Annotated in this window: 15 protein-coding genes; 7 read left to right on the top strand and 8 right to left on the bottom strand. The window is 65.0% G+C overall.

The features are described 5' to 3' along the window. Positions 1–38 precede the first annotated feature (38 nt). On the top strand, positions 39–1,178 hold the full coding sequence (locus NLM33_RS29730; RefSeq protein ID WP_254101468.1) for an HlyD family secretion protein: 1,140 nt from the start codon (positions 39–41) through the stop codon (positions 1,176–1,178). After that, positions 1,165–2,793, top strand: coding sequence for an MFS transporter (locus NLM33_RS29725; RefSeq protein WP_254101466.1), 1,629 nt, complete (start codon positions 1,165–1,167; stop codon positions 2,791–2,793). Before NLM33_RS29730 ends, NLM33_RS29725 begins: the two co-directional genes overlap by 14 nt. A gap of 197 nt (positions 2,794–2,990) precedes the next feature. Here NLM33_RS29725 and NLM33_RS29720 read toward each other — a convergent pair whose 3' ends face one another. Further along, a complete protein-coding gene (locus tag NLM33_RS29720) occupies positions 2,991–3,731 on the bottom strand; it encodes a sulfate transporter family protein (protein WP_254101464.1) in 741 nt (246 codons plus the stop codon). Between the two features lie 89 nt (positions 3,732–3,820). Next, positions 3,821–4,993: a hypothetical protein gene (locus tag NLM33_RS29715; RefSeq protein ID WP_254101462.1), complete on the bottom strand. Its 1,173-nt coding sequence runs from the start codon at positions 4,991–4,993 to the stop codon at positions 3,821–3,823. Between the two features lie 270 nt (positions 4,994–5,263). Here NLM33_RS29715 and NLM33_RS29710 point away from each other — a divergent pair, with 270 nt between their 5' ends. From NLM33_RS29710 to NLM33_RS29700, 3 genes are all read left to right on the top strand, one after another. Further along, on the top strand, positions 5,264–6,907 hold the full coding sequence (locus NLM33_RS29710) for a protease pro-enzyme activation domain-containing protein (protein ID WP_254101460.1): 1,644 nt from the start codon (positions 5,264–5,266) through the stop codon (positions 6,905–6,907). A gap of 268 nt (positions 6,908–7,175) precedes the next feature. Next, positions 7,176–8,207, top strand: coding sequence for a tryptophan--tRNA ligase (trpS, locus tag NLM33_RS29705; RefSeq protein WP_254101458.1), 1,032 nt, complete (start codon positions 7,176–7,178; stop codon positions 8,205–8,207). A gap of 306 nt (positions 8,208–8,513) precedes the next feature. After that, the gene (locus NLM33_RS29700; protein ID WP_254105939.1) at positions 8,514–9,266 is read left to right on the top strand and encodes an outer membrane protein; all 753 of its coding nucleotides are present in this window, start codon (positions 8,514–8,516) and stop codon (positions 9,264–9,266) included. A gap of 192 nt (positions 9,267–9,458) precedes the next feature. Here the strand turns inward: NLM33_RS29700 and nikR are convergent, their stop codons facing one another. Together nikR and NLM33_RS29690 are read right to left on the bottom strand one after the other, a co-directional pair. Continuing rightward, complete coding sequence (gene nikR, locus NLM33_RS29695; RefSeq protein WP_254101456.1) at positions 9,459–9,905, bottom strand: nickel-responsive transcriptional regulator NikR; 447 nt, start codon at positions 9,903–9,905, stop codon at positions 9,459–9,461. Positions 9,906–10,092: 187 nt separating this feature from the next. Continuing rightward, a complete protein-coding gene (locus NLM33_RS29690; RefSeq protein ID WP_254101455.1) occupies positions 10,093–12,537 on the bottom strand; it encodes a heavy metal translocating P-type ATPase in 2,445 nt (814 codons plus the stop codon). A gap of 61 nt (positions 12,538–12,598) precedes the next feature. Here NLM33_RS29690 and NLM33_RS29685 point away from each other — a divergent pair, with 61 nt between their 5' ends. Further along, the gene (locus tag NLM33_RS29685) at positions 12,599–12,874 is read left to right on the top strand and encodes a metal-sensitive transcriptional regulator (protein ID WP_254101453.1); all 276 of its coding nucleotides are present in this window, start codon (positions 12,599–12,601) and stop codon (positions 12,872–12,874) included. Positions 12,875–13,077: 203 nt separating this feature from the next. Here the strand turns inward: NLM33_RS29685 and NLM33_RS29680 are convergent, their stop codons facing one another. Next, positions 13,078–14,061 (bottom strand): YiiX/YebB-like N1pC/P60 family cysteine hydrolase, encoded by a 984-nt coding sequence (locus NLM33_RS29680; protein WP_254101451.1) that lies wholly within the window; start codon positions 14,059–14,061, stop codon positions 13,078–13,080. 190 nt (positions 14,062–14,251) lie between these two features. On the opposite strand from NLM33_RS29680, the gene NLM33_RS29675 reads away from it, so the two are divergent. Further along, complete coding sequence (locus tag NLM33_RS29675; RefSeq protein ID WP_254101449.1) at positions 14,252–15,634, top strand: FAD-dependent oxidoreductase; 1,383 nt, start codon at positions 14,252–14,254, stop codon at positions 15,632–15,634. Positions 15,635–15,802: 168 nt separating this feature from the next. Here NLM33_RS29675 and NLM33_RS29670 read toward each other — a convergent pair whose 3' ends face one another. Genes NLM33_RS29670 through NLM33_RS29660 form a run of 3 tightly spaced genes read right to left on the bottom strand, consistent with a single transcriptional unit; the run spans position 15,803 to position 19,504 of the window. After that, on the bottom strand, positions 15,803–16,573 hold the full coding sequence (locus tag NLM33_RS29670; protein WP_254101447.1) for a sulfite exporter TauE/SafE family protein: 771 nt from the start codon (positions 16,571–16,573) through the stop codon (positions 15,803–15,805). 55 nt (positions 16,574–16,628) lie between these two features. Continuing rightward, complete coding sequence (gene pheT / locus NLM33_RS29665) at positions 16,629–19,037, bottom strand: phenylalanine--tRNA ligase subunit beta (protein WP_254101445.1); 2,409 nt, start codon at positions 19,035–19,037, stop codon at positions 16,629–16,631. Next, complete coding sequence (locus NLM33_RS29660) at positions 19,034–19,504, bottom strand: endonuclease domain-containing protein (protein ID WP_254101443.1); 471 nt, start codon at positions 19,502–19,504, stop codon at positions 19,034–19,036. Before NLM33_RS29660 ends, pheT begins: the two co-directional genes overlap by 4 nt. Between the last annotated feature and the right edge of the window lie 35 nt (positions 19,505–19,539).

The raw sequence follows: 19,539 nt of genomic DNA, 5'->3' as shown, positions 1-19,539 counted from the left end.
GGACATCGTGGTGGCCTGCGCAGAACCGGGGTGGTGCCGTGAGTCAACAAGAACAAGTCAGTTCGCCGCCGCCTGCTGCTCCCCTCGTCGCTTCCAAGCCGTCACAACGACCGGCTCCGAGTCTCTGGAGCCGGCTCGCCATTCCGCTGTTTGCCGTCATCGTCGCGCTTGGTTTCGTCGCGCTGGCGACGCTGCGCTTCGATGAATGGGTCGGCAGCGCGACGATCCAGACCACCAACGATGCCTATGTCCGTGCCGAGCTGACGCGGCTTGCGAGCCGGGTGACGGGCGAGGTGCTCGACGTCGCGGTCACCGATTTCCAGCGCGTGCATGCCGGCGATCTCCTGATCCAGATCGATCCCGCCGACTATCAGGCCCAGGTCGCGCAGGCCGAGGCGAACGTTGCTGCGGCACAGGCGGCGCTGGATAATCTGAGCAATCAGGTCGAGCTGCAATATGCGACGATCGCGCAGGCCGAGGCCGCGCGATTGTCTGCCGAGGCGCTGTTGGTCGAGGCGCAGCAGGAGCAGCAGCGCCAGCAATCGCTGACGCAGACCGAGGCCGGCACGCGGCAGCGGCTCGAGCAGGCGGTCGCGGCGCTCGCGAAGGCAGAGGCCGATGTGCGCGCAAGCCGCGCCGTGATCGCCGCGCAGCGCCACCAGCTCGAAGTCCTGCAAGGGACCAAGAAGCAGCGCGCCGCCGATCTCGAAGCGGCCAAGGCGACGCTTGCGAGCGCCCGGCTCAAGCTCGGCTACACCAGGATCTCGGCGCCGTTCGATGGCGTCGTCGGCGAGCGCCAGGTGCAGCCCGGCGACTACGTCAATATCGGCACCAACCTCATCAACGTCGTCCCGCTGCCGAAAGTCTACGTGATCGCGAACTACAAGGAGACCCAGCTCACGCACGTGCAGCCGGGCCAGCCGGTTGACATCACGGTCGACAGCTTCCCGCGGGAGCGCCTGCGCGGCCGGGTCGAGCGGATCGCGCCGGCGACCGGCTCGCAAGTGGCGCTGCTGCCGCCGGATAACGCGACCGGCAATTTCACAAAAGTGGTGCAGCGCGTTCCCGTGCGCATCCAGCTCGACGACAACCAGCCACTCGTCGAACGCCTCCTGCCGGGAATGTCCGTCGTCACCAGCATCCACACCGATGGTGCGGGGACGAATGGCGGCAAATGATGGTGCCGATCGCGGGCCGGTCTCGCGCGGCGGCATCGCGCCGCGACCGGTCTTCGCCGTCGTGGCCGTGCTGCTCGGCTCGTTCCTCGCGAATTTCGACAGCCGCCTGACAACGGTCGGCCTGCCCGATCTGCGCGGCGCGTTCTCGCTCGGCTTCGACGAGGGCGCCTGGCTCTCCACCGCCGGCATCGGCTCGCAGATCCTCATCGCGCCCGCGGTGGCGTGGCTGGCGACGGCGTTCGGCCTCCGCCGCGTGCTCGGCATCCCGAGCCTCGTCTACGCCGTCATCTCCTTCATCATTCCCTTCGTTCACGATTTTCCCGCGCTGATCGGGCTCAGCATCGTGCATGGTTTGTTGCTCGGCACCTTCGTGCCGGCGACGCTGATGATCGTGTTCCGCAATCTGCCGATCCGCTGGTGGCTGCCGGCCATTGCGATCTACTCGATCCGCGTCGGCTTCGCGCTGGATACGTCGAGCTCGCTGGTCGGCTTCTATGTCGACCATCTCGGCTGGCAATGGCTGTACTGGCAGGGCATGGTCGTCGCGCCGCTGATGGGCCTGATGGTCTATCTCGGCACGCCCCGCGAACCCGTCAATCGCGACCTGCTGCGCCATGCCGATTGGGGCGGCATGGTGTTGCTTGGCGCCTCCGTCTCGATGATCTATGCCGGCCTCGACCAGGGCAATCGGCTGGACTGGCTGGAGTCCGGCACGGTGATGGCGCTGCTCGCCGGCGGTGCCGTGCTGTTCGCAGGCTTCCTCGTCAACGAATCGCTCGTTCGCCAACCCTGGGCGCATGTGAACGTGCTGTTCTCGCGCAATGTCGGGTTGTCGCTGATCGCGATCCTACTCTACACGCTCGCAAGTCTTTCCAATTCATCGCTGGTGCCGAACTTCCTCGCCACCGTCGGCCTGCTCAGGCCCGAGCAGAGCGGGCTGCTCCTGCTGACCTGCGGCGCGTTGCCGATGTTCGTGCTGGTGCCGATCTCGATCTGGCTGCTCCGGCATTTCGATCCGCGGCTGGTCGTGGTGCTGGGATTTTCCTGTTTTGCCGCGGCCAATCTCTGGGGCACCGAGCTCACCCATGACTGGGCGCGCGAGGACTTCATCGGCATCGTGCTGCTGCAATCGCTCGGGCAGGCACTGACGCTGTTGCCGATCATCATCACGCTGCTGTCGAATTCCGACCCGAGTCGCGCCACGGCACTTGCGGCGTATATCCAGGTCATGCGGCTTGGCGGCGCCGAGATCGGTATCGCGCTGATGGGAACGTGGCTGCGCGTCCGCGAGCAGATTCATTCCAACTACCTCGGCCAGCATATCGCGGCCGGTGATGTCGACGTGGTCAGGATGCTGAAGCAGCTTGCCGACCGCTTCGCCGCGCATGGCCTGGGGGCGGCGCAGGCCCGCGCGGTCGGCACGCTCGCGGGCTTCGTGCAGCGCGAGGCCAATGTGCTCGCCTATATCGACGGCTTCTGGCTGTGCTTCTGGCTCGCCATCGCAGCGCTCGGCTGCGTCGCGCTGCTCACCCGCGCCCCGCCGGGTCCGTTCACGCCGGCGCCGTTCGGTTTTGCCAAGACGGTGCTGCGCAAGTGCGGCGTGCCGGTGACCTGAATGCGATGGCGGTTGGTTCGTTCAATCGCGCCGCGGGGTCGGTCACCTCTCCCGCTTGCGGGAGAGGTCGGCGCTGCAGCGCCGGGTGAGGGTTCCCTCCGCTTGGGGATTGTTTCGTTGCGGAGACACCCTCACCCCGACCCTCTCCCGCAAGCGGGAGAGGGAGCGCACCGACTTTTCGGATGCGACGTCGCGCTTTAGCGCATGAACCGCGCTGGCTCGATCAGCTCCGGCCGCGAGCCGGACAGGCGCTTGTGCATGTGGACCATGAAGGCCATGCCGAAGATCGGCGTCGCCAGGTTGACGATCGGGATCGAGACGAAGGCGGCGATGATCAGGCCGGCGGCGAAGATCGTCGCGGCGTTGTCGCGCCGCATCGCCTTGGCTTCCTCCGGCGAACGGAAGCGCATGGCGGCGAGCTCGAAATATTCGCGGCCCAGCAGCCATGCGGTGGCGAGGAAGAAGATCAGGAAGCCGGCGCCGGCCAGGAACACGAAGGGCAGCACGATCAGATAGACCAGGATGGTCAGCAGCGCCGTCTTGACGCCCTCGTGGATCGCCATCGTAAACGGCAGCGCGACGCCGGGCCGTTCGGCCGGATAGTGCTCGCGCTCGACGTGATCGGCGACGTCGTCGACGAACAGGCTCGCCACCAGCGAGGTGATCGCGGGCATCAGGAAGATGCCGCCGAACACCACGCCAAGGCCGGCCGCGATCGAGACAATCCAGGAGAGCACTTCCAGCGCGGAGTGCCAGCCGGGGCCGAGCAGCCCCTCGAGCCAGACCTCGCCATAAGTGGCAAACCAGCTCAGCAGCCGCTGCAAGCCGATCGCCAGCACGGTGATCAGCACGAGCGCGACGCCGATCGAGCGCCACAGGATCGAGCGCATCGGCGGCGAGATGATCTGCGACAGCGCCTTGACGGCGGCATCAAGCATCGGGGTACCTCTCACGGGAATTCACTCGCGAGAGGTAGACATGCCGACGCCTTTCGGCAAGGGAGGCTGACCTGCTGCGATCCGGGGGCCTATTTTTCGGCCGCGATGCTGGCCCAGCAGGTGATCGCGCTGCAGACCGAGCTCCAGCGGCCGAACCCCTTGTAGATCTGGGCGGCGACCTGCTCCTGCTGCTTCAGCGTGCCCTCGGCCTTGATCTGCGGGTCGGACACGTTGCGGATCGCAAGCCAGCGCGGCGCCTTCTCGCCCATGTCCTTGGCGACGAGCCCGAGGATCGCATCGCCCATCTCGGAGACGTCGCCGAGACCCTGGAGATGGAAGTGATTGTCCGAGGTGTCGAAGCCGAAGAAATCGGTGGTGACCACGGAGGAACTCAATCCGCTCGGCTTCACCACGAAGATTTTTGGCGGCCGCGTATTGTCCTTCGGCAGTTGCCCGGCATTGGCCTTGAACAGCGTCTTGGCCTCTGCAAAGCGCGTCGTCTTCGCCGACTTGCTCGAAAAATGCTCCTGCGCGAACGGCTGCTTCTTGAATTTCGACAGGCAGTCGAAGCGAACGATCGGGCTGACGATGACGTCGCCGACCTCGACCTCCTTGCCGATGCCGCCGGCGGTTCCCGTGGTGATGACGAGCGAAGGCTGCACCTCCTGGATGATCTGGCGCCAGACGTCGATGTTCGGCAATTGCGGGCCGTCCTGCGACATGTGCGAATCGGACTTGAAGATCACGACCTTCTTCTTGCCGATCGTCGTGGTCCAGTAGGTGCCGAGCCGCTTCAGCTCCATGGCCGGGCAGCCGTTGCGCATCTTCTTGGAGATAGTCGCGAAATTGTGCTTGTAGGGCAGGTAGTCGTTGCGGGAGTCCTTGCCCGGGGTCAGCACGCGGCTGAGCGCATGGCCCTCGTCGACGGTCCAGGTTACCACCAGCACGTCCGCGCGCGGCAACGGGCTGTTGCCGTTGCCTCTCGGCTTCGGCCCGGTCTGCGGCGCGAGCCCCTTCGGCCAGGGAATGTCGGTGAAGCGCGACAGTCCGGTCGCCGTCGAGAAGGCCATGAACTCGCGGCCCGCCGGCGATTCCGAATCGAAGTCGATGATCTCGCGCTGAAAATCTTCCGGAGAAACTTTTGCGGACCGCTTCACCGCCGCGTCCGCCAGACGCTTGACGGTAAAGGTGTCGCGCGGCGGCGGCGTCGTGATCGGATCGAAACCCAGATTTCTCTGAACCCATTTGCGGTCAGCCAGCATCGCACGCTCCTGCGCCAATTGATTTTGACAGTATCTTCCATTGGTCGGCCAAGCGGACCGACGGTTGCAATTTTAAATCGAGTTCGCGGATATCAATTGGTCCGAGCCGCTGACCAATTTTGTTCCGGATTGAGGCTGTCGATATTTTGATCGGTAAGACAAAGGTTTTTCTGAAAAAATGTCACTCAATATCTGAACCAATTCCGGCTTCAGCTTACACCTATAGTTGAATACCGGCAATCGCCCTTCCAATCACAAACGGAGGAAGTCATGGCAGGCACGATCAAGCGCGTGGCACTGGCGAACAGCGCACGGAAGTTGCCGAAGGGAGCCAAGCTGGTTGGCGCAGCCGATCCCAAGCAGGAGATCGAGATCAGCGTCCGCCTGCGCGCCAAGCGCTCCGACGACGAGACCGTCATGACGCTGGGTGCGCAATTGCCGCGCGAACGGCAATATCTTTCGCGCAGCGAATTTGCGGAGCAGATGGGCGCCAATCCCGCCGATGTCGCCAAGATCGACAATTTCGCCCATCACCACGATCTCAACGTCAAGAGCGTGCATCTGGCCTCGCGCACGGTGAAGCTGACCGGCACGGTGAAGGCGCTCAGCGCGGCCTTCGGCGTCAAGCTCAACAAGGTCAAGCACGAGGGCGCGACCTATCGGATGCGCAAGGGCAGCGTGCAGATTCCGGCCGAGCTCGAGGGTATCGTCATTGGCGTGCACGGGCTCGACAATCGTCCGGTCGCGCGTCCGCACTTCCGGCACAAGCGGATCGGACGGGCGGCGATCGCGCACGCGGCGCAGAGCCGCAGCTTCTCGGTCGAGCAGATCGCCCAGCTCTACGACTTCCCGGACGGCGAGACCGGCGCCGGCCAGTGCATCGCCATCATCGAGCTCAACGACATCGACCAGAAGGGAAAGCCGACCGGCGCCGGTTACAAGACGTCGGACCTGAAGACGTTCTTCAAGAAGGCCGGAATCCCGATGCCGCATATCGCGCCGGCGAGCGTCGACGGCGGAGCCAACAAGCCCGGCCATTCCGAAGCCGACGGCGAGGTCGTGCTCGACATCGAGGTGGCCGGCGCGATCGCGCCTGACGCCAATATCGTGGTCTATTTTGCGCCCAACACCACCAACGGCTTCATCGATGCGGTGAAGGCCGCAGTCCACGACAGCGCGCGAAAACCCTCGGTGATCTCGATCAGCTGGGGTGGCCCCGAAGATCCGGAGAACTCGCAACAGTTCCTCGACGGTCTCAACGAGGCGATCCGCGACGCAGCCGCGATGGGCGTCACGGTCTGCGTTGCCTCCGGCGACAACGGCTCGGCCGACATGGGCCAAGGTTGGGACGGCAAGCCGCACGCGGATTTCCCGGCGTCGAGCCCGTTTGCACTGGCCTGCGGCGGCACCAATCTCAAGGCGTCGAACGGCCAGATCCAGGAGGTGGTCTGGAACGGGGGGCCGGAAGATGGAGCGGGTGGCGGCGGCGTCAGCGTCGTGTTCGCCCAGCCGAAATACCAGGCCAACGCCCACGTCCCGAAATCGCCGGCGCATCACAGCGGGCGCGGTGTGCCCGACGTCGCGGGCGACGCCGATCCGGCCACCGGCTATCAGATCTTCCTCAATGGCGCCGGCGCCACGATCGGCGGCACCAGCGCGGTGGCGCCGCTGATGGCCGGGTTGATCGCGCGGATCAATGAAGCGACCACCAAGAAATTCGGCAAGACGGTCGGTTTCATCAATCCGCTGATCTACGCAGCCAGCGCGCAAGGCGCGTTCCGCGACATCACGAGCGGCAACAACGACATCACCGGTCAGTTGCACGGCATGTACAAGGCCGGCCCCGGCTGGGACGCCTGCTCCGGCCTCGGCGTTCCCAACGGCACGGCGTTGCAGGATCTGCTGGCGGCGTGATTCACGTGTGCTTCTCCCTCTCCCCGCTCTTCGCGGGGAGAGGGTCGTTGCAGGCCTTGATGAACGCTCTTGATGCGCGCCGGTGGATTGTGCGAATAAGCTGATATGATCGACGCGGTGAACCCTTCCATACGCACCTGGTGGCGCTCCTTCTGAAGGAGCGGCGCGTCGTCATGTCTTTCATTCGACCATCGCCGCCGTGTTCGGCATGGTCGTCATCCCAAGAACCCACTGTCGAAGCGCGGCGGCTCCAATTCCGGAGACGTCAATGCTTTGCCCTGCGCAAGAAAAGCCGATCATCCTGACCGGTGATCGCCCCACCGGCCCGCTGCATCTCGGGCACTATGCGGGCTCGCTGCGAAATCGCGTCGCGCTGCAGCGGTCGCACCGGCAATACGTCCTCATCGCCGACAGCCAGGCGCTGACCGACAATGCGGACGATCCCGACAAGGTGAAGCGCAACGTCATCGAGGTCGCGCTGGACTATCTCGCCGTCGGCATCGATCCCCGCGAGACGACGATCTGCCTGCAATCGGCGTTGCCGGCGCTGGCGGAGCTGTCGCTGCTCTATCTGAACTTCGTCACCGTGGCGCGGCTGGAGCGCAACCCGACGGTCAAGGCGGAAATCCAGACGCGCGGCTTCGAGCGCGACATCCCGGCCGGCTTCCTCTGCTATCCCGTCGCGCAGGCCGCTGATATCACCGCGTTCAGGGCGAGCGTCGTTCCGGTTGGAGAGGATCAGGCGCCGATGATCGAGCAGACCAACGAGATCGTGCGGCGGATCAACCGCCAGGTCGGACGCGAGTTGCTGCCCGAAGCCAAGGCGATGATCCCGACCACGGGCCGGCTTCCCGGCATCGACGGCCGGGCGAAGATGAGCAAGTCGCTGGGCAATAGCATCGCGCTGTCGGCGTCCCCGGACGAAATTCGCGAAGCCGTGCGCAAAATGTACACCGACCCCGGACATGTCAGGGCCAGCGACCCCGGACAGGTCGAGGGCAATGTCGTCTTCACCTATCTCGACGCATTCGCCGAGGATCAGGCCGAAGTGGATGACCTGAAGGCGCGCTATCGGGCAGGGGGCCTCGGCGACGTCAAGGTCAAGAAGCGCCTCGAGGATATCTTGCAAGCCTTGCTCGCGCCGATCCGGGAACGCCGACACCGGCTCGCGCAGGATCAATCCTACGTGCTCGCAGAGCTACGCAAAGGAACCGAGCGTGCGAAACGCATCACGCAGGCGACGCTCGATGAGGTCAAGGCAGGGCTGGGGTTGTTTTCAATCGAAGCCGGTCTTCCTTGAAGGCGCCGTGAAGCCGCGTACGCGCTGCCATGCTGAACGAGCGACGATAATGATGTCGCCGGCAACGGGCTTGGCGCGCCGTCTGCCGGGCTTGGCTGAACCGCCGTAGCGTCCTGACGGCGACGGAGCAACGCGCGTCGGATGACTGTCACTGCAATTATCGATTGCGCTTGGGTGTTGCCATTTTGTTACGGGACTTAGGCCCGACGCAACTAAACTTGCGGGTGGAATGAGAGAGATATGCACGCAATCGTGCGGAAGAGGTTGTTTAAGAAGACCTCCACTAAGGGACACGGAGACAATAGGATGACGAAGTTTTTGCTCGCCGCAGTCGGCCTCGTGGCCATGGGCATGGCTGCTCCCGCATCGGCCGCCGACATGGCCGTCAAGGCGCCGCCACCGGCCCCGATCGCGACGATCTACAATTGGAGCGGGTTCTATATTGGTGGCAACGGCGGATGGGGGCAAAGCCACAACTGCGTGGATTTCGTCACGGTCGCAGGAACCGTCGCCAGCGGTTGCCGTGATCGTTCCGGCGGCGTTGTCGGCGGACAGCTCGGATATCGCTGGCAAACCAATCAGTTTGTGTTCGGATTGGAAGCACAAGGCGATTGGGCTGACCTCAGCAATACGCGCGCCAGCCTGTTCAATCAAACGCTATCAACCACGGTGAAAACCGACGGCATCGGCCTCTTCACCGGCCAACTCGGTTGGGCGTGGAACGCGGCACTGCTCTACGTGAAGGGCGGCGCGGCCGTGACCAGCAATCGCTTTACAATATTCGACAACATCACCGGGATCGGTCTGGTGTCGGCGAGCAACACGCGCTGGGGCGGCACGCTGGGTGTCGGCTTTGAGTATGGCTTCGCACCCAACTGGTCGGTCGGTTTTGAATACGACCATCTGTGGATGGGGCACGCGAACAACTCCTTCTCCGTGGTCGATCCGCGCCTTGCAGGCATCCTCAACGACCGGATCAGCCAGGATGTCGATATGGTCACCGTGCGCTTCAACTACCGGTTCGGCGGTTACGCCACGCCGATCGCCGCGCGCTACTAAGGCATGATCCGGGAAAGTGCGAAGCGGTTTTCCGGAAAGATCATGCGCAAACAACAACCTGAAGCGCGATGACGATTCATCTTGATCTCTTCGTGCTTCAAAGCACGATGGCTTTTGGTTGAAACGGGAGTGAGCCGAGGACTCTGTCCCCCTCTCCCCGCTGGGGAGAGGGGGACGCAGCGCGTACGCGGGCTATCCATGCTTATGCGCGTGCTTGCGTACCTTCGTTTGTTTTCCTTCGCCCGTCGGGATCATCACCACGCGGCCGTAGCGCACGCCGCGTTCGGCGATGATGTGGTCGGCGAAATGCTTGACCTCGTCGGCGGATCCCCTCAGCGCCGTCATCTCCATGCAATTGTCGTCGTCGAGATGGACGTGCAGCGTCGCCAGCGCGAGGTCGTGATGGCCGTGGAATTCCTGCACCAGGCGCTTGGAGAGGTCGCGCGCCGCGTGGTCGTAGACATAGACGAGGCCGGCGACGCAGGGGCCGGTCTGCGCGGTGTCCTCCGCCGTCTGCTGCAACCCGGCCCTGGCGAGGTCGCGGATGATCTCGGAGCGGTTCTGGTAGCCGCGTGCCGCAGCCGCGGCATCGATCTCCGCCAGCAAATCATCCTCGATCGTGATCGTAACCCGCTGCATCAAATACTCCCGTGCCTCAGCCGCGCTGTTCTAACCTCGCCCCGCTTGCGGGGAGGGGTCGGAATTCAAGCGTAGCTTGAATTCCGGGTGAGGGGGACTCTCCGCGAGCCCATCTCTTACCAGTTATGTGGAGGCGGCCCCTCACCCCAACCCTCTCCCCGTAAGAACGGGGAGAGGGAGTACACCCTCACAGCCGTGTTGCGCGAAGCCGCAGCGCGTTGCCGACAACGCTGACCGACGACAGCGCCATCGCGGCGGCCGCGATGATCGGCGACAGCAGGATGCCGAGGGCCGGATAGAGGATGCCGGCCGCGATCGGGATGCCGGCCGCGTTGTAGATGAAGGCGAAGAACAGGTTTTGCCGGATGTTGCGCATCGTCGCCTGCGACAGTTTTCGCGCGCGAACGATGCCCGTGAGATCGCCCTTCAGCAGGGTGACGCCGGCGCTTTCCATGGCCACGTCCGTGCCCGTGCCCATGGCGATGCCGACCTCGGCTGCCGCCAGCGCCGGCGCGTCGTTGACGCCGTCGCCGGCCATCGCGACGATACGGCCCGATGCCTGAAGCCTGGTCACGACCGCGCTCTTCTGATCCGGCAGCACCTCCGCCTCGACGTCGGCGATTCCGAGCCTGCGCGCAACGGCCTCTGCCGTGGTGCGGTTGTCGCCGGTCAGCATGATCACCTTGATGCCCTCGGCAGCGAGAGCCTTCAGGGCCTGCGGGGTCGACGCCTTGACCGGATCGGCGATCGCGAACAGCCCGGCCAGCCTGCCGTCGATCGCCATGTCGATGACGGTGGCGCCGTCCTGGCGCAGCCGCTCCGCTTCCGCATCGAGCGGCGTCGTGTCGATGCCGATCGTGGCAAGATATTTTGCGTTGCCGAGCACGACGGTCTTGCCGTCGACCTTGCCGGTCGCGCCCTTGCCGGTCGGCGAGTCGAACTGGTCGACCTGGCTGATGCTGAGCTGCCTCTCCTTCGCCGCGCGCAGAATCGCATCGGCCAGCGGGTGCTCGCTGGCGCGCTCGACGCTGGCGGCAAGACGCAGGATGTCATCCTCGGCATGACCATCGGCCGGGACGATCGCGACGACTTTCGGCTTGCCTTCGGTCAGCGTGCCGGTCTTGTCGACCACGAGCGTGTCGATCTTCTCCATCCGTTCGAGCGCCTCGGCGTTCTTGATCAAGACACCGGCCTGCGCGCCGCGACCGACGCCAACCATGATCGACATCGGGGTTGCGAGGCCCAGTGCGCAGGGGCAGGCAATGATGAGCACGCTGACCGCGGCCACCAGGCCGAAGGCGAGCCGCGGCTCGGGGCCGAACCAGGCCCATGCGGCGAAGGCGGTGATGGCGACGGCGATCACCGTCGGCACGAACCAGCCGGCGACCTGGTCGGCGAGCCGCTGGATCGGCGCGCGCGAGCGCTGGGCATCGGCGACCATCTGCACGATCTGCGACAGCAGCGTCTCGCGCCCGACCTTTTCGGCACGCATGATGAAGCTGCCGGACTGGTTCAGCGTGCCGGCGATGACTTTCGTGCCGGCTTCCTTGGTGACCGGCATGGATTCGCCGGTGATGAGGGATTCATCGAGCGAGGACCGCCCCTCCAGCAGAATGCCGTCGACCGGCACCTTCTCGCCGGGACGGACGCGCAGGCGGTCGCCGGCATGAAGCGTGTCGATCTCGACCTCGTGCTCGCTGCCATCAGGCTCGACGCGACGTGCGGTTTTCGGCGCGAGCTGGAGCAGCGCCTTGATCGCGCCGGAGGTTGCGTCGCGGGCGCGCAGCTCCAGCACCTGGCCGAGCAGCACCAGCACGGTGATGACCGCGGCCGCCTCGAAATAGACCGCGACCGCGCCCTCATGACCCCTGAAGGTCGCGGGGAAGATCTGCGGCGCCAGCGTGCCGAACAGGCTGTAGACGTAGGCGACGCCCGTGCCCATCGCGATCAGCGTGAACATGTTGAGGTTGCGCGTGAGGAGCGATTGCCAGCCGCGCACGAAGAACGGCCAGCCGGCCCACAGCACGACGGGCGTGGCGAACACGAGCTGGATCCAGTTCGAGAGCGTCGGATCGATCCAGTTGTGCGGGCCGGCGAGATGGCCACCCATCTCCAGCACGACCGGCGGCACCGCCAGGGCGCCGCCGATCCAGAACCGCCGCGTCATGTCGGCGAGCTCGGGATTGGGCCCGGTGTCGAGGCTCGCCACCTCCGGCTCCAGCGCCATGCCGCAGATCGGGCAGCTGCCGGGGCCGACCTGGCGGATCTCCGGATGCATCGGGCAGGTGTAGATCGTGCCCGCGGGCATCTCGGGCTCGGATGCCTTCTCCTTCGCAAGATACTTGGCGGGGTCGGCTGCGAATTTGGTGCGGCAGCCGGCGGAGCAGAAATGGAAGGTCTCGCCGTGATGTTCGCAGCGGTGCTTCGATGTCGCGGGATCGACCGTCATGCCGCAGACGGGATCGCGGACTTTGTCGCCGGGCGCAGCATGATGGGCGTGGCCGGTGTGATCGCCATCGCCGCCGCAGCAAGATGATGCCGCGGGCTTTTCCACTGGGGCAGCCTTGGCGGAACATCCGCATCCGGAGGACTTTGCGGCCGCGTCGACCGGCTTCTGTTCGGCTTCGTTCATTCCAGCGCTCCGGCCTTGGCTCAGGCTTGCAACCCATACCCGGTAGGGGTATATAGACGTCATGCGCAAGGACATCAAGGCATCCGTCGGCAAACGTCTGGGCCGGATCGAAGGGCAGGTCCGCGGCCTGTCGAAAATGGTCGAGGAGGACCGCTACTGCATCGACATCGTGACGCAGATTTCCGCGGTGCGCGCGGCGCTGCGCCGGGTCGAGGAGGAGATCCTGAAAGACCACGTCGCCCACTGCGTCGAGCACGCGATCTCGAGCGGCAACAAGACGGATCAGCGGGAAAAGATCGCGGAGCTGATGGCGGTCATCAGCCGCGCGGAACGGTAGGGTCGGCCCTCGACGTCACTGCGAATGACAGGCCGAGAAGAAAGCGCGGGATCTCCCCGATGTCGTCCTGGCGAAAGCCAGGACCCATACCGCGGAATCTATCGAGTGCGCTCGGTAACAGTACCGAACGACGAATCTTCGCTAAACTGCTTCCTGGGGTAATGGGTCCTGGCTTTCGCCAGGACGACACCGGACTAGGAGGTTTACGCCGCCCTCTCTCGCGTCCGTCCCCGCCGTCGCGGGCGGTACATCGCGAGCATCTTCAGCAGCGGGAAATGTCCGGAGACAGTGACACGTTCGGCCACTTCCGCGGCCGTACCCGTCACTTCTTGAGCCGAAACCTCAGCCGGCGCTTCTTCGTCAAGCGCTTCAGGAACGAGCGGCGGCGAACGGAGCGTTTCTGGAAACACACTGAAAGTGCCCGCCACCTCCTCGAGCGGCTTCTGCTTGTCGGCCCAGTGCAAGGCTGTGTAGTCGAAGCCGTGCACGATGGTGGGTTTGACGACCTCGAAATAGGGCGAGATGTCGAAGTCGCGGGGCATGTAGAGCGAAGAATCGCGGATGTGCAGGATCTCGCGGCGCGCCTGCCGGCTGCCGGCCTTGGTGATCTTGGGCAGGATCGGATAGCGCACGGCGTCGAAGGCCTGCGCGATCAGCGCCGAGCAGATGATCTTGGTCGGATCGCCCGAGCCAAGCGCGATCATGCGCCGCCGCCAGCGCTGCGGGATCGGCAGCGGGAACAGAAAGCGCATCAGGTCCAGGATGTTCTTGGTGTCGTAGCCGAAGCCGATACGGTTGATGGCGTAACGGCAGACGGTGGTGCGGTCCTCGTAGGACAGTCCCACCGGACGGCACAGCCTCGTGTGATATGGAAAATATTTCGACAGCGGCGCGGAGGTGACGCCTTCGCCGATATTGGCCTCGATCAGCACGTGCTGCTCGCCGTCGGACTCTATGGCGCCCTCCACGGGGCCAACATAGAGAGCGGCATGCGACCAGGTCGACTGCGTGAGATATTTGATGATGCCGGAAATGCGGTTGTTGCCCTCGACCAGCAGGACGTCGCCGGGCTGGATGACGCCGCGAAGATGTTCGGGGTCGCTCGGCGTGAACGGCTCATAGCCCGGCACCTCCTTGGAGAGGTACGCGGCAATCAGCTTGCCGACTGAGTCTAGGACGGTCCCCATTGCGAGCTCCCCGCAGCCTTGTCCGGCTGCCTTTTTCCCTTCTCTATCATGGTCGATACGCGTTGCAATTTGGTTCATCGCGCACGGCGATCAAGTACGATTGATTCACCATGATGGTTGCCGCGCTGCGCCAGATGCGGCAAGGTTCGCTAGCTGTTCCCGTCCGCTTCAAGTCCCCGGAAACCATGACATGACAATCACGCGCCGCAGCTTCCTATCGGCGTCGGCGGCGTTTGCCGCAGCCCCGATCCTGCGCGCGACCGCGGCACCCCTGCCGCGCGAGGCTGACATCGTCGTGATCGGCGCCGGCGCAGCCGGAATCGCTGCAGCGCGGCGGGTCATGGCGGCCAATCGCAAGGTCGTGGTGGTGGAAGCGGCCAGCCAGATCGGCGGCCGCTGCATCACGGACAGCAGCACGTTCGATACGGCAGTCGATCGTGGTGCCCGCTGGATGCACAACCCCGACACCAACCCGATGATCCGTCTCGCGCGCGGCGTCGGGCTCGACGTGTCGCCGGCACCCACCGGCCAGAAGATGCGCATCGGCCGCCGCAACGCGCGCGCCGGCGAGACCGAGGAATTTTTGGCAGCGCTGGTGCGCGCCAATCGCGCCGTTGACGAAGCCTCGCGCGGCAAGCTCGACGCCGCCTGCGCGTCGGTGCTGCCAAAGGATCTCGGCGACTGGGCTGCTACGGCCGAGTTTTTGCTGGGCGCGAACTTCGCCGGCAAGGATCTCAAGGAGCTTTCGGCGATCGACAAGGCACGCGCGCAGGACCGCAATTCCGCGATCGCCTGCAAGCAAGGCCTGGGTACGCTGATCACCAGGCTCGGCGAGCAGACGCCGGTCGCGCTGTCGACGCCGGCGGGCCGCATCCTCTGGAGCAACCGCGACGTCAGCGTCGAAACATCAGCCGGCAAGATCGTCGCCCGCGCCGCCATCATCACCGTCTCGACCAATGTGCTCACGGCAGGCACGATCAAGTTCGCGCCTGATATCCCCAAGCGCACGCTCGATGCGGCCTCCAAGCTCAGCCTCGGCAGCTACGATCACATCGTGCTGCAGTTGCCGGGCAATCCACTTGGGCTCGCGCGCGACGACATCCTGATCGAGCAGAGCAACTCGACCCGCACCGCGCTCTTGTTCGCCAATATCGGCGGTTCCTCGCTGTGCTCGATCGACGTCGGCGGCTCCTTCGGCCGCGACCTGTCGGAGCAGGGCGAGCAGGCGATGGCCGCATTCGCGAGGGAATGGCTCACAAAACTGTTCGGCAGCGAGGCCACGGCGGGAATCAAGAAGGTCAGCGCGACGCGCTGGAATGCGTCGCCCTTCGTGATGGGCGCGATGTCGGCGTCCGCGCCGGGCGGCCAGCTTTCGCGAAAAATCCTGACCGAGCCGATCGGCTGCATGTATCTCGCCGGCGAAGCCACGCACGACGCGCTCTGGGGCACCGTCGATGGCGCCTGGGAGAGCGGCGAGCGCGCCGCCGAAGCCGCGCTCCGCCGCATCGGCGCGCTGAGGGACGAGCCGGTCGAGGTGCCGACGCAATCGACGAAGCGGCGGCAAAAACATTAGCCGTTGTCGCGGATAATCACCTCAAGCGCAGATCGTCGTCCCGGCGAAGGCCGGGACCCATTACCCCGGTCAGTGATTTTTGCGCATGCTGACAACCACGAGTCTTCGCCAAACCACTCCCTGTGATTATGGGTCCCGGCCTTCGCCGGGACGACGACGGGGACGGTTTTACCGCAACACCCCATCCAGCGCTGGCAGGCCGAAAATCACGGCCATTGCGATCAGCGCGTAGCAGATGGCGCGAAACACTTTTTCGCTGGTGCGACCGAATAGTGACGCGCCGAAGGCGACGCCGGCCGCATAGACCGGGCCGACGACGAGGGAGAGCAGCAGCGCATCGCGCGTGATCAGGCCGCTCGTTGCGTAGCTGACCATGGAAAAGAGATCCGAGGCGCCGAAGAACAGCACGATGTTGGCGCGGGCGACCGTCGCGACGATGGGGCGGCCGAGCCAGTAGCCGACGATCGGCGGACCGCCGGTCTGCGCCAGCCCGCTGCAAAAGCCGGAGAGGCCGCCGATGCCGACCGAAAGCCAGGCGTGATCCTTGCCGCGATAGCGCCAGCCCGACAGCAGGAGAATCAGCAGCGCCCCGACGAAGCAGGAGATGATCCAGCGCGTGGTGACGGGATCGAGCACGCTGAGGAAATAGGTGCCGATCGGCACGCCGATCAGCGCGCCCAGCACGATCACCGCCGTCGCCTTGCGGTCGGCCTTGCGCCAGGCGTCGGGGAGCAACGGCGCGGCGGACACGAAATCGACGATGAGGAGCAACGCCGCGACGAGCCGTGGCGGCGCTACGCTGCTGGCAAGCGGCATGAAGATCAGCGCCGCTCCAAAACCGGAAAAGCCGCGCGCCGTGCTTGCGACGAAAGCGACGGCGCAGATCGCAATCGCAGTTGCGAGACTGACGTCCTTCGGGAGAAGCTCCGAAAAACTCATGCTCTCTGACTTTGGAGCATGATGTCGTCCGAAAACCGCTTCACACTTTTCGGCATCATGCTCTCAAAGTGCCACCGGTCTTCTTCGTCACCTCGGCAACGATCTTCGCCGCTACGGCCTCGATCTCCTGGTCGGTCAGCGTCTTCTCGCGCGGCTGGATCGTCACGGCAATCGCGATCGACTTCTTGCCGTCGTCGATGCCCTTGCCCTCATAGACGTCGAACACGTTGACGGCGGTGATCAGCTTCTTGTCGACGGCCTGTGCCGTGCGCACGATGTCGCCGGCCTTCACGCCGCGATCGACGATGAAGGCGAAGTCGCGCGAGACCGGCTGGAACGCCGACAGCTCGATCACAGGCTTTGCCCGCGTCGGCTTCTTCTTGGCCTCGGGAATGCGGTCGAGGATCACCTCGAACGCCATCACGGGGCCGTCGGCGCCGAGCGCTTCCAGCGCGCGCGGGTGCATCTCGCCGAAATAGCCGAGCACGTTCTGCGGGCCGATCTGGATGGTGCCGGAGCGGCCGGGGTGAAGCCATTTTGGTCCCCCCGCGACGATCTGCAGCGCCTGCATCGGCGCGCCGGCCGCAGCTAACACCGCGAGCGCATCGGCCTTGGCGTCGAACGCGTCGGCCGCGGCAGAGCCGGACCAGTGACGGCCGAGACCCTCCGACGACGCGAAGCCGCGACGAACGCCGCTTGCCGCAAGGAACTGATCCTGCGGACGATCGCCTTTGAAGAGCTGGCCGACCTCGAACAGTGCGACATCACTGAGGCCGCGGTCGGCATTGGCCTGCGCCGCCGCGATCAGGCCCGGCAGCAGGCTCGGCCGCATGTCGGAAAGGTCGGATGCGATCGGGTTGGCAAGCTCGAGCTCGCGCTGGCCGCCGCCGAACAGTTCGGCCGCCGGCTTGGCGATGAACGACCACGTCACCGCCTCGACCATGCCGCGGGTTGCGAGCGCACGCCTGGTGCGGCGGGTGCGGAGCTGCAGCGCGGTCAGCACGGGCTTGCGCGCGTCCTCGCCGCGCTCGAACGGCGTCTCCGGCACCTTGTCGACGCCGTAGATCCGGACGATCTCTTCGACGATGTCGGCCTTGCCGTGCACGTCGGTACGCCAGGAGGGCACCGCGACCTTCACGGTCGGACCTGCGCCCGCCATCATGAAGCCGAGATGGGTGAGGATGCGCTTCATCTCGACCTGCGGCACCTCGATGCCGGAGAGACGCTTCACCTCGGACAGCGGGAAATCGATAACGCGGTCGTCGCCGAAGGCCTTGCCGGTCACGAAGGTTTCCGAGGGCGCGCCGCCGCACATCTCCATCACCAGCTTGGTCGCGAGCTCCAGGCCCGGCACCATGAAGGCCGGATCGACGCCGCGCTCGAAGCGGTAGCGCGCGTCCGAATTGATGCCGAGCTTGCGGCCGGTCTGGGCGATGTTGATCTCGTTCCACAGCGCCGATTCGATCAGCACGTCGGTGGTATTCTCGTCGCAGCCCGAGGCTTCGCCGCCCATGATGCCGGCGAGCGATTCGACGCCGTGCTCGTCCGAGATCACGCAGATGTTTTGATCGAGATTATAGGTGCGGCCGTCGAGTGCGAGCAGGCTCTCGCCGTCGCGCGCGCGGCGCACGGTGAGATTGCCCTTCACCTTCTTGGCGTCGAACACATGCAGCGGGCGCGCGCGATCGAAGGTCATGAAGTTGGTGATGTCGACCAGCGCGTTGATCGGGCGCAGCCCGATCGCGGTCAGCCGCTTTTGCAGCCATTCCGGCGAGGGGCCGTTCTTCACGCCGCGCACCAGCCGCAGCGCGAAGCCGGGGCACAGCGTCGTGTCCTCGACCGTCACCTTCACCGGGCAGGGGAATTCGCCCTTCACGGCCTTGATCGTCGGGTCCTTGAACTTGCCCATGTCGGCTGCGGCGAGGTCGCGCGCGATGCCGTGCACGCCGGTGCAGTCCTGCCGGTTCGGTGTCAGGTTGATCTCGACCACGGGATCGCCGAGGCCCGCCCATTCGGCATAGCCTGCGCCGATGGGCGCATCCGCCGGCAGTTCCATGATGCCGTCGTGATCGTTGGAGATCTGCAATTCGGCCGCCGAGCACAGCATGCCGCGGCTCTCGACGCCGCGGATGGTGCCGACGCCGAGCGTGATGTCCTTGCCGGGAATGTAGGTGCCGGGGGCTGAGAACACGCTGACGAGCCCGGTGCGCGCATTCGGCGCGCCGCACACCACCTGCACCGGCGCACCGCCGTCACCGGTGTCGACCATGCAGACGCGCAGGCGATCCGCATTGGGATGCTGCTCGGCGGAAATCACCTTCGCGATCGTGAAGGGTTTCAGCGCCTTCGCCTTGTCCTCGATGTTCTCGACCTCGAGCCCGATCATGGTGAGCTTCTCGGCGAGCTTGTCGAGCGACTCGTCGGTGTCGAGATGATCCTTCAGCCAGGAGAGGGTGAATTTCATGGCTGTGTGCCTCGGGTCTCTTGATTGGTTACTGTGTTGTCTTGGTCGGTGTCAGAGTTCCCTCCCCCCTTGTGGGGGAGGGTTAGGGAGGGGGGTGAGCCGCTTGCTCCGGCCGAAGTTGCCTTGCGGATCGCCTCAACAACTCCTTCAAGGTTCGACATCACCTGTTCATTCGTGAATCGCAGAACTTGAAAGCTTTCGGCGGCGAAGAATGCATCGCGACGCTGATCTGCTCTCTGACGCTCTTCGAAATCGTGGGATTCTCCATCGAGCTCGATGACGAGCTTTGAAGAGAAACAAACGAAGTCGGCGATGTAGTTCCCGATTGGAGTTTGGCGACGAAAACCGACGCCATCCATCCGGTTGGCCTTGAGGTAGCGCCACAGCAGTGTTTCGGCGCGCGTCATCGCTCGGCGAAGCTGCTTCGCTCGGCTGCGCTGACGATCGCTCACAACTGCGTGCGGCATCCGTGGCTACCCCCCTCCCTGCCCCTCCCCCACAA

The organism is Bradyrhizobium sp. CCGUVB1N3 (assembly GCF_024199925.1).
In the GTDB taxonomy this organism is placed as follows: Bacteria; Pseudomonadota; Alphaproteobacteria; order Rhizobiales; family Xanthobacteraceae; genus Bradyrhizobium.
The sequence above is the reverse complement of the archived record's forward strand: the minus strand, read 5'-3'. Positions and strand labels throughout refer to the sequence as shown.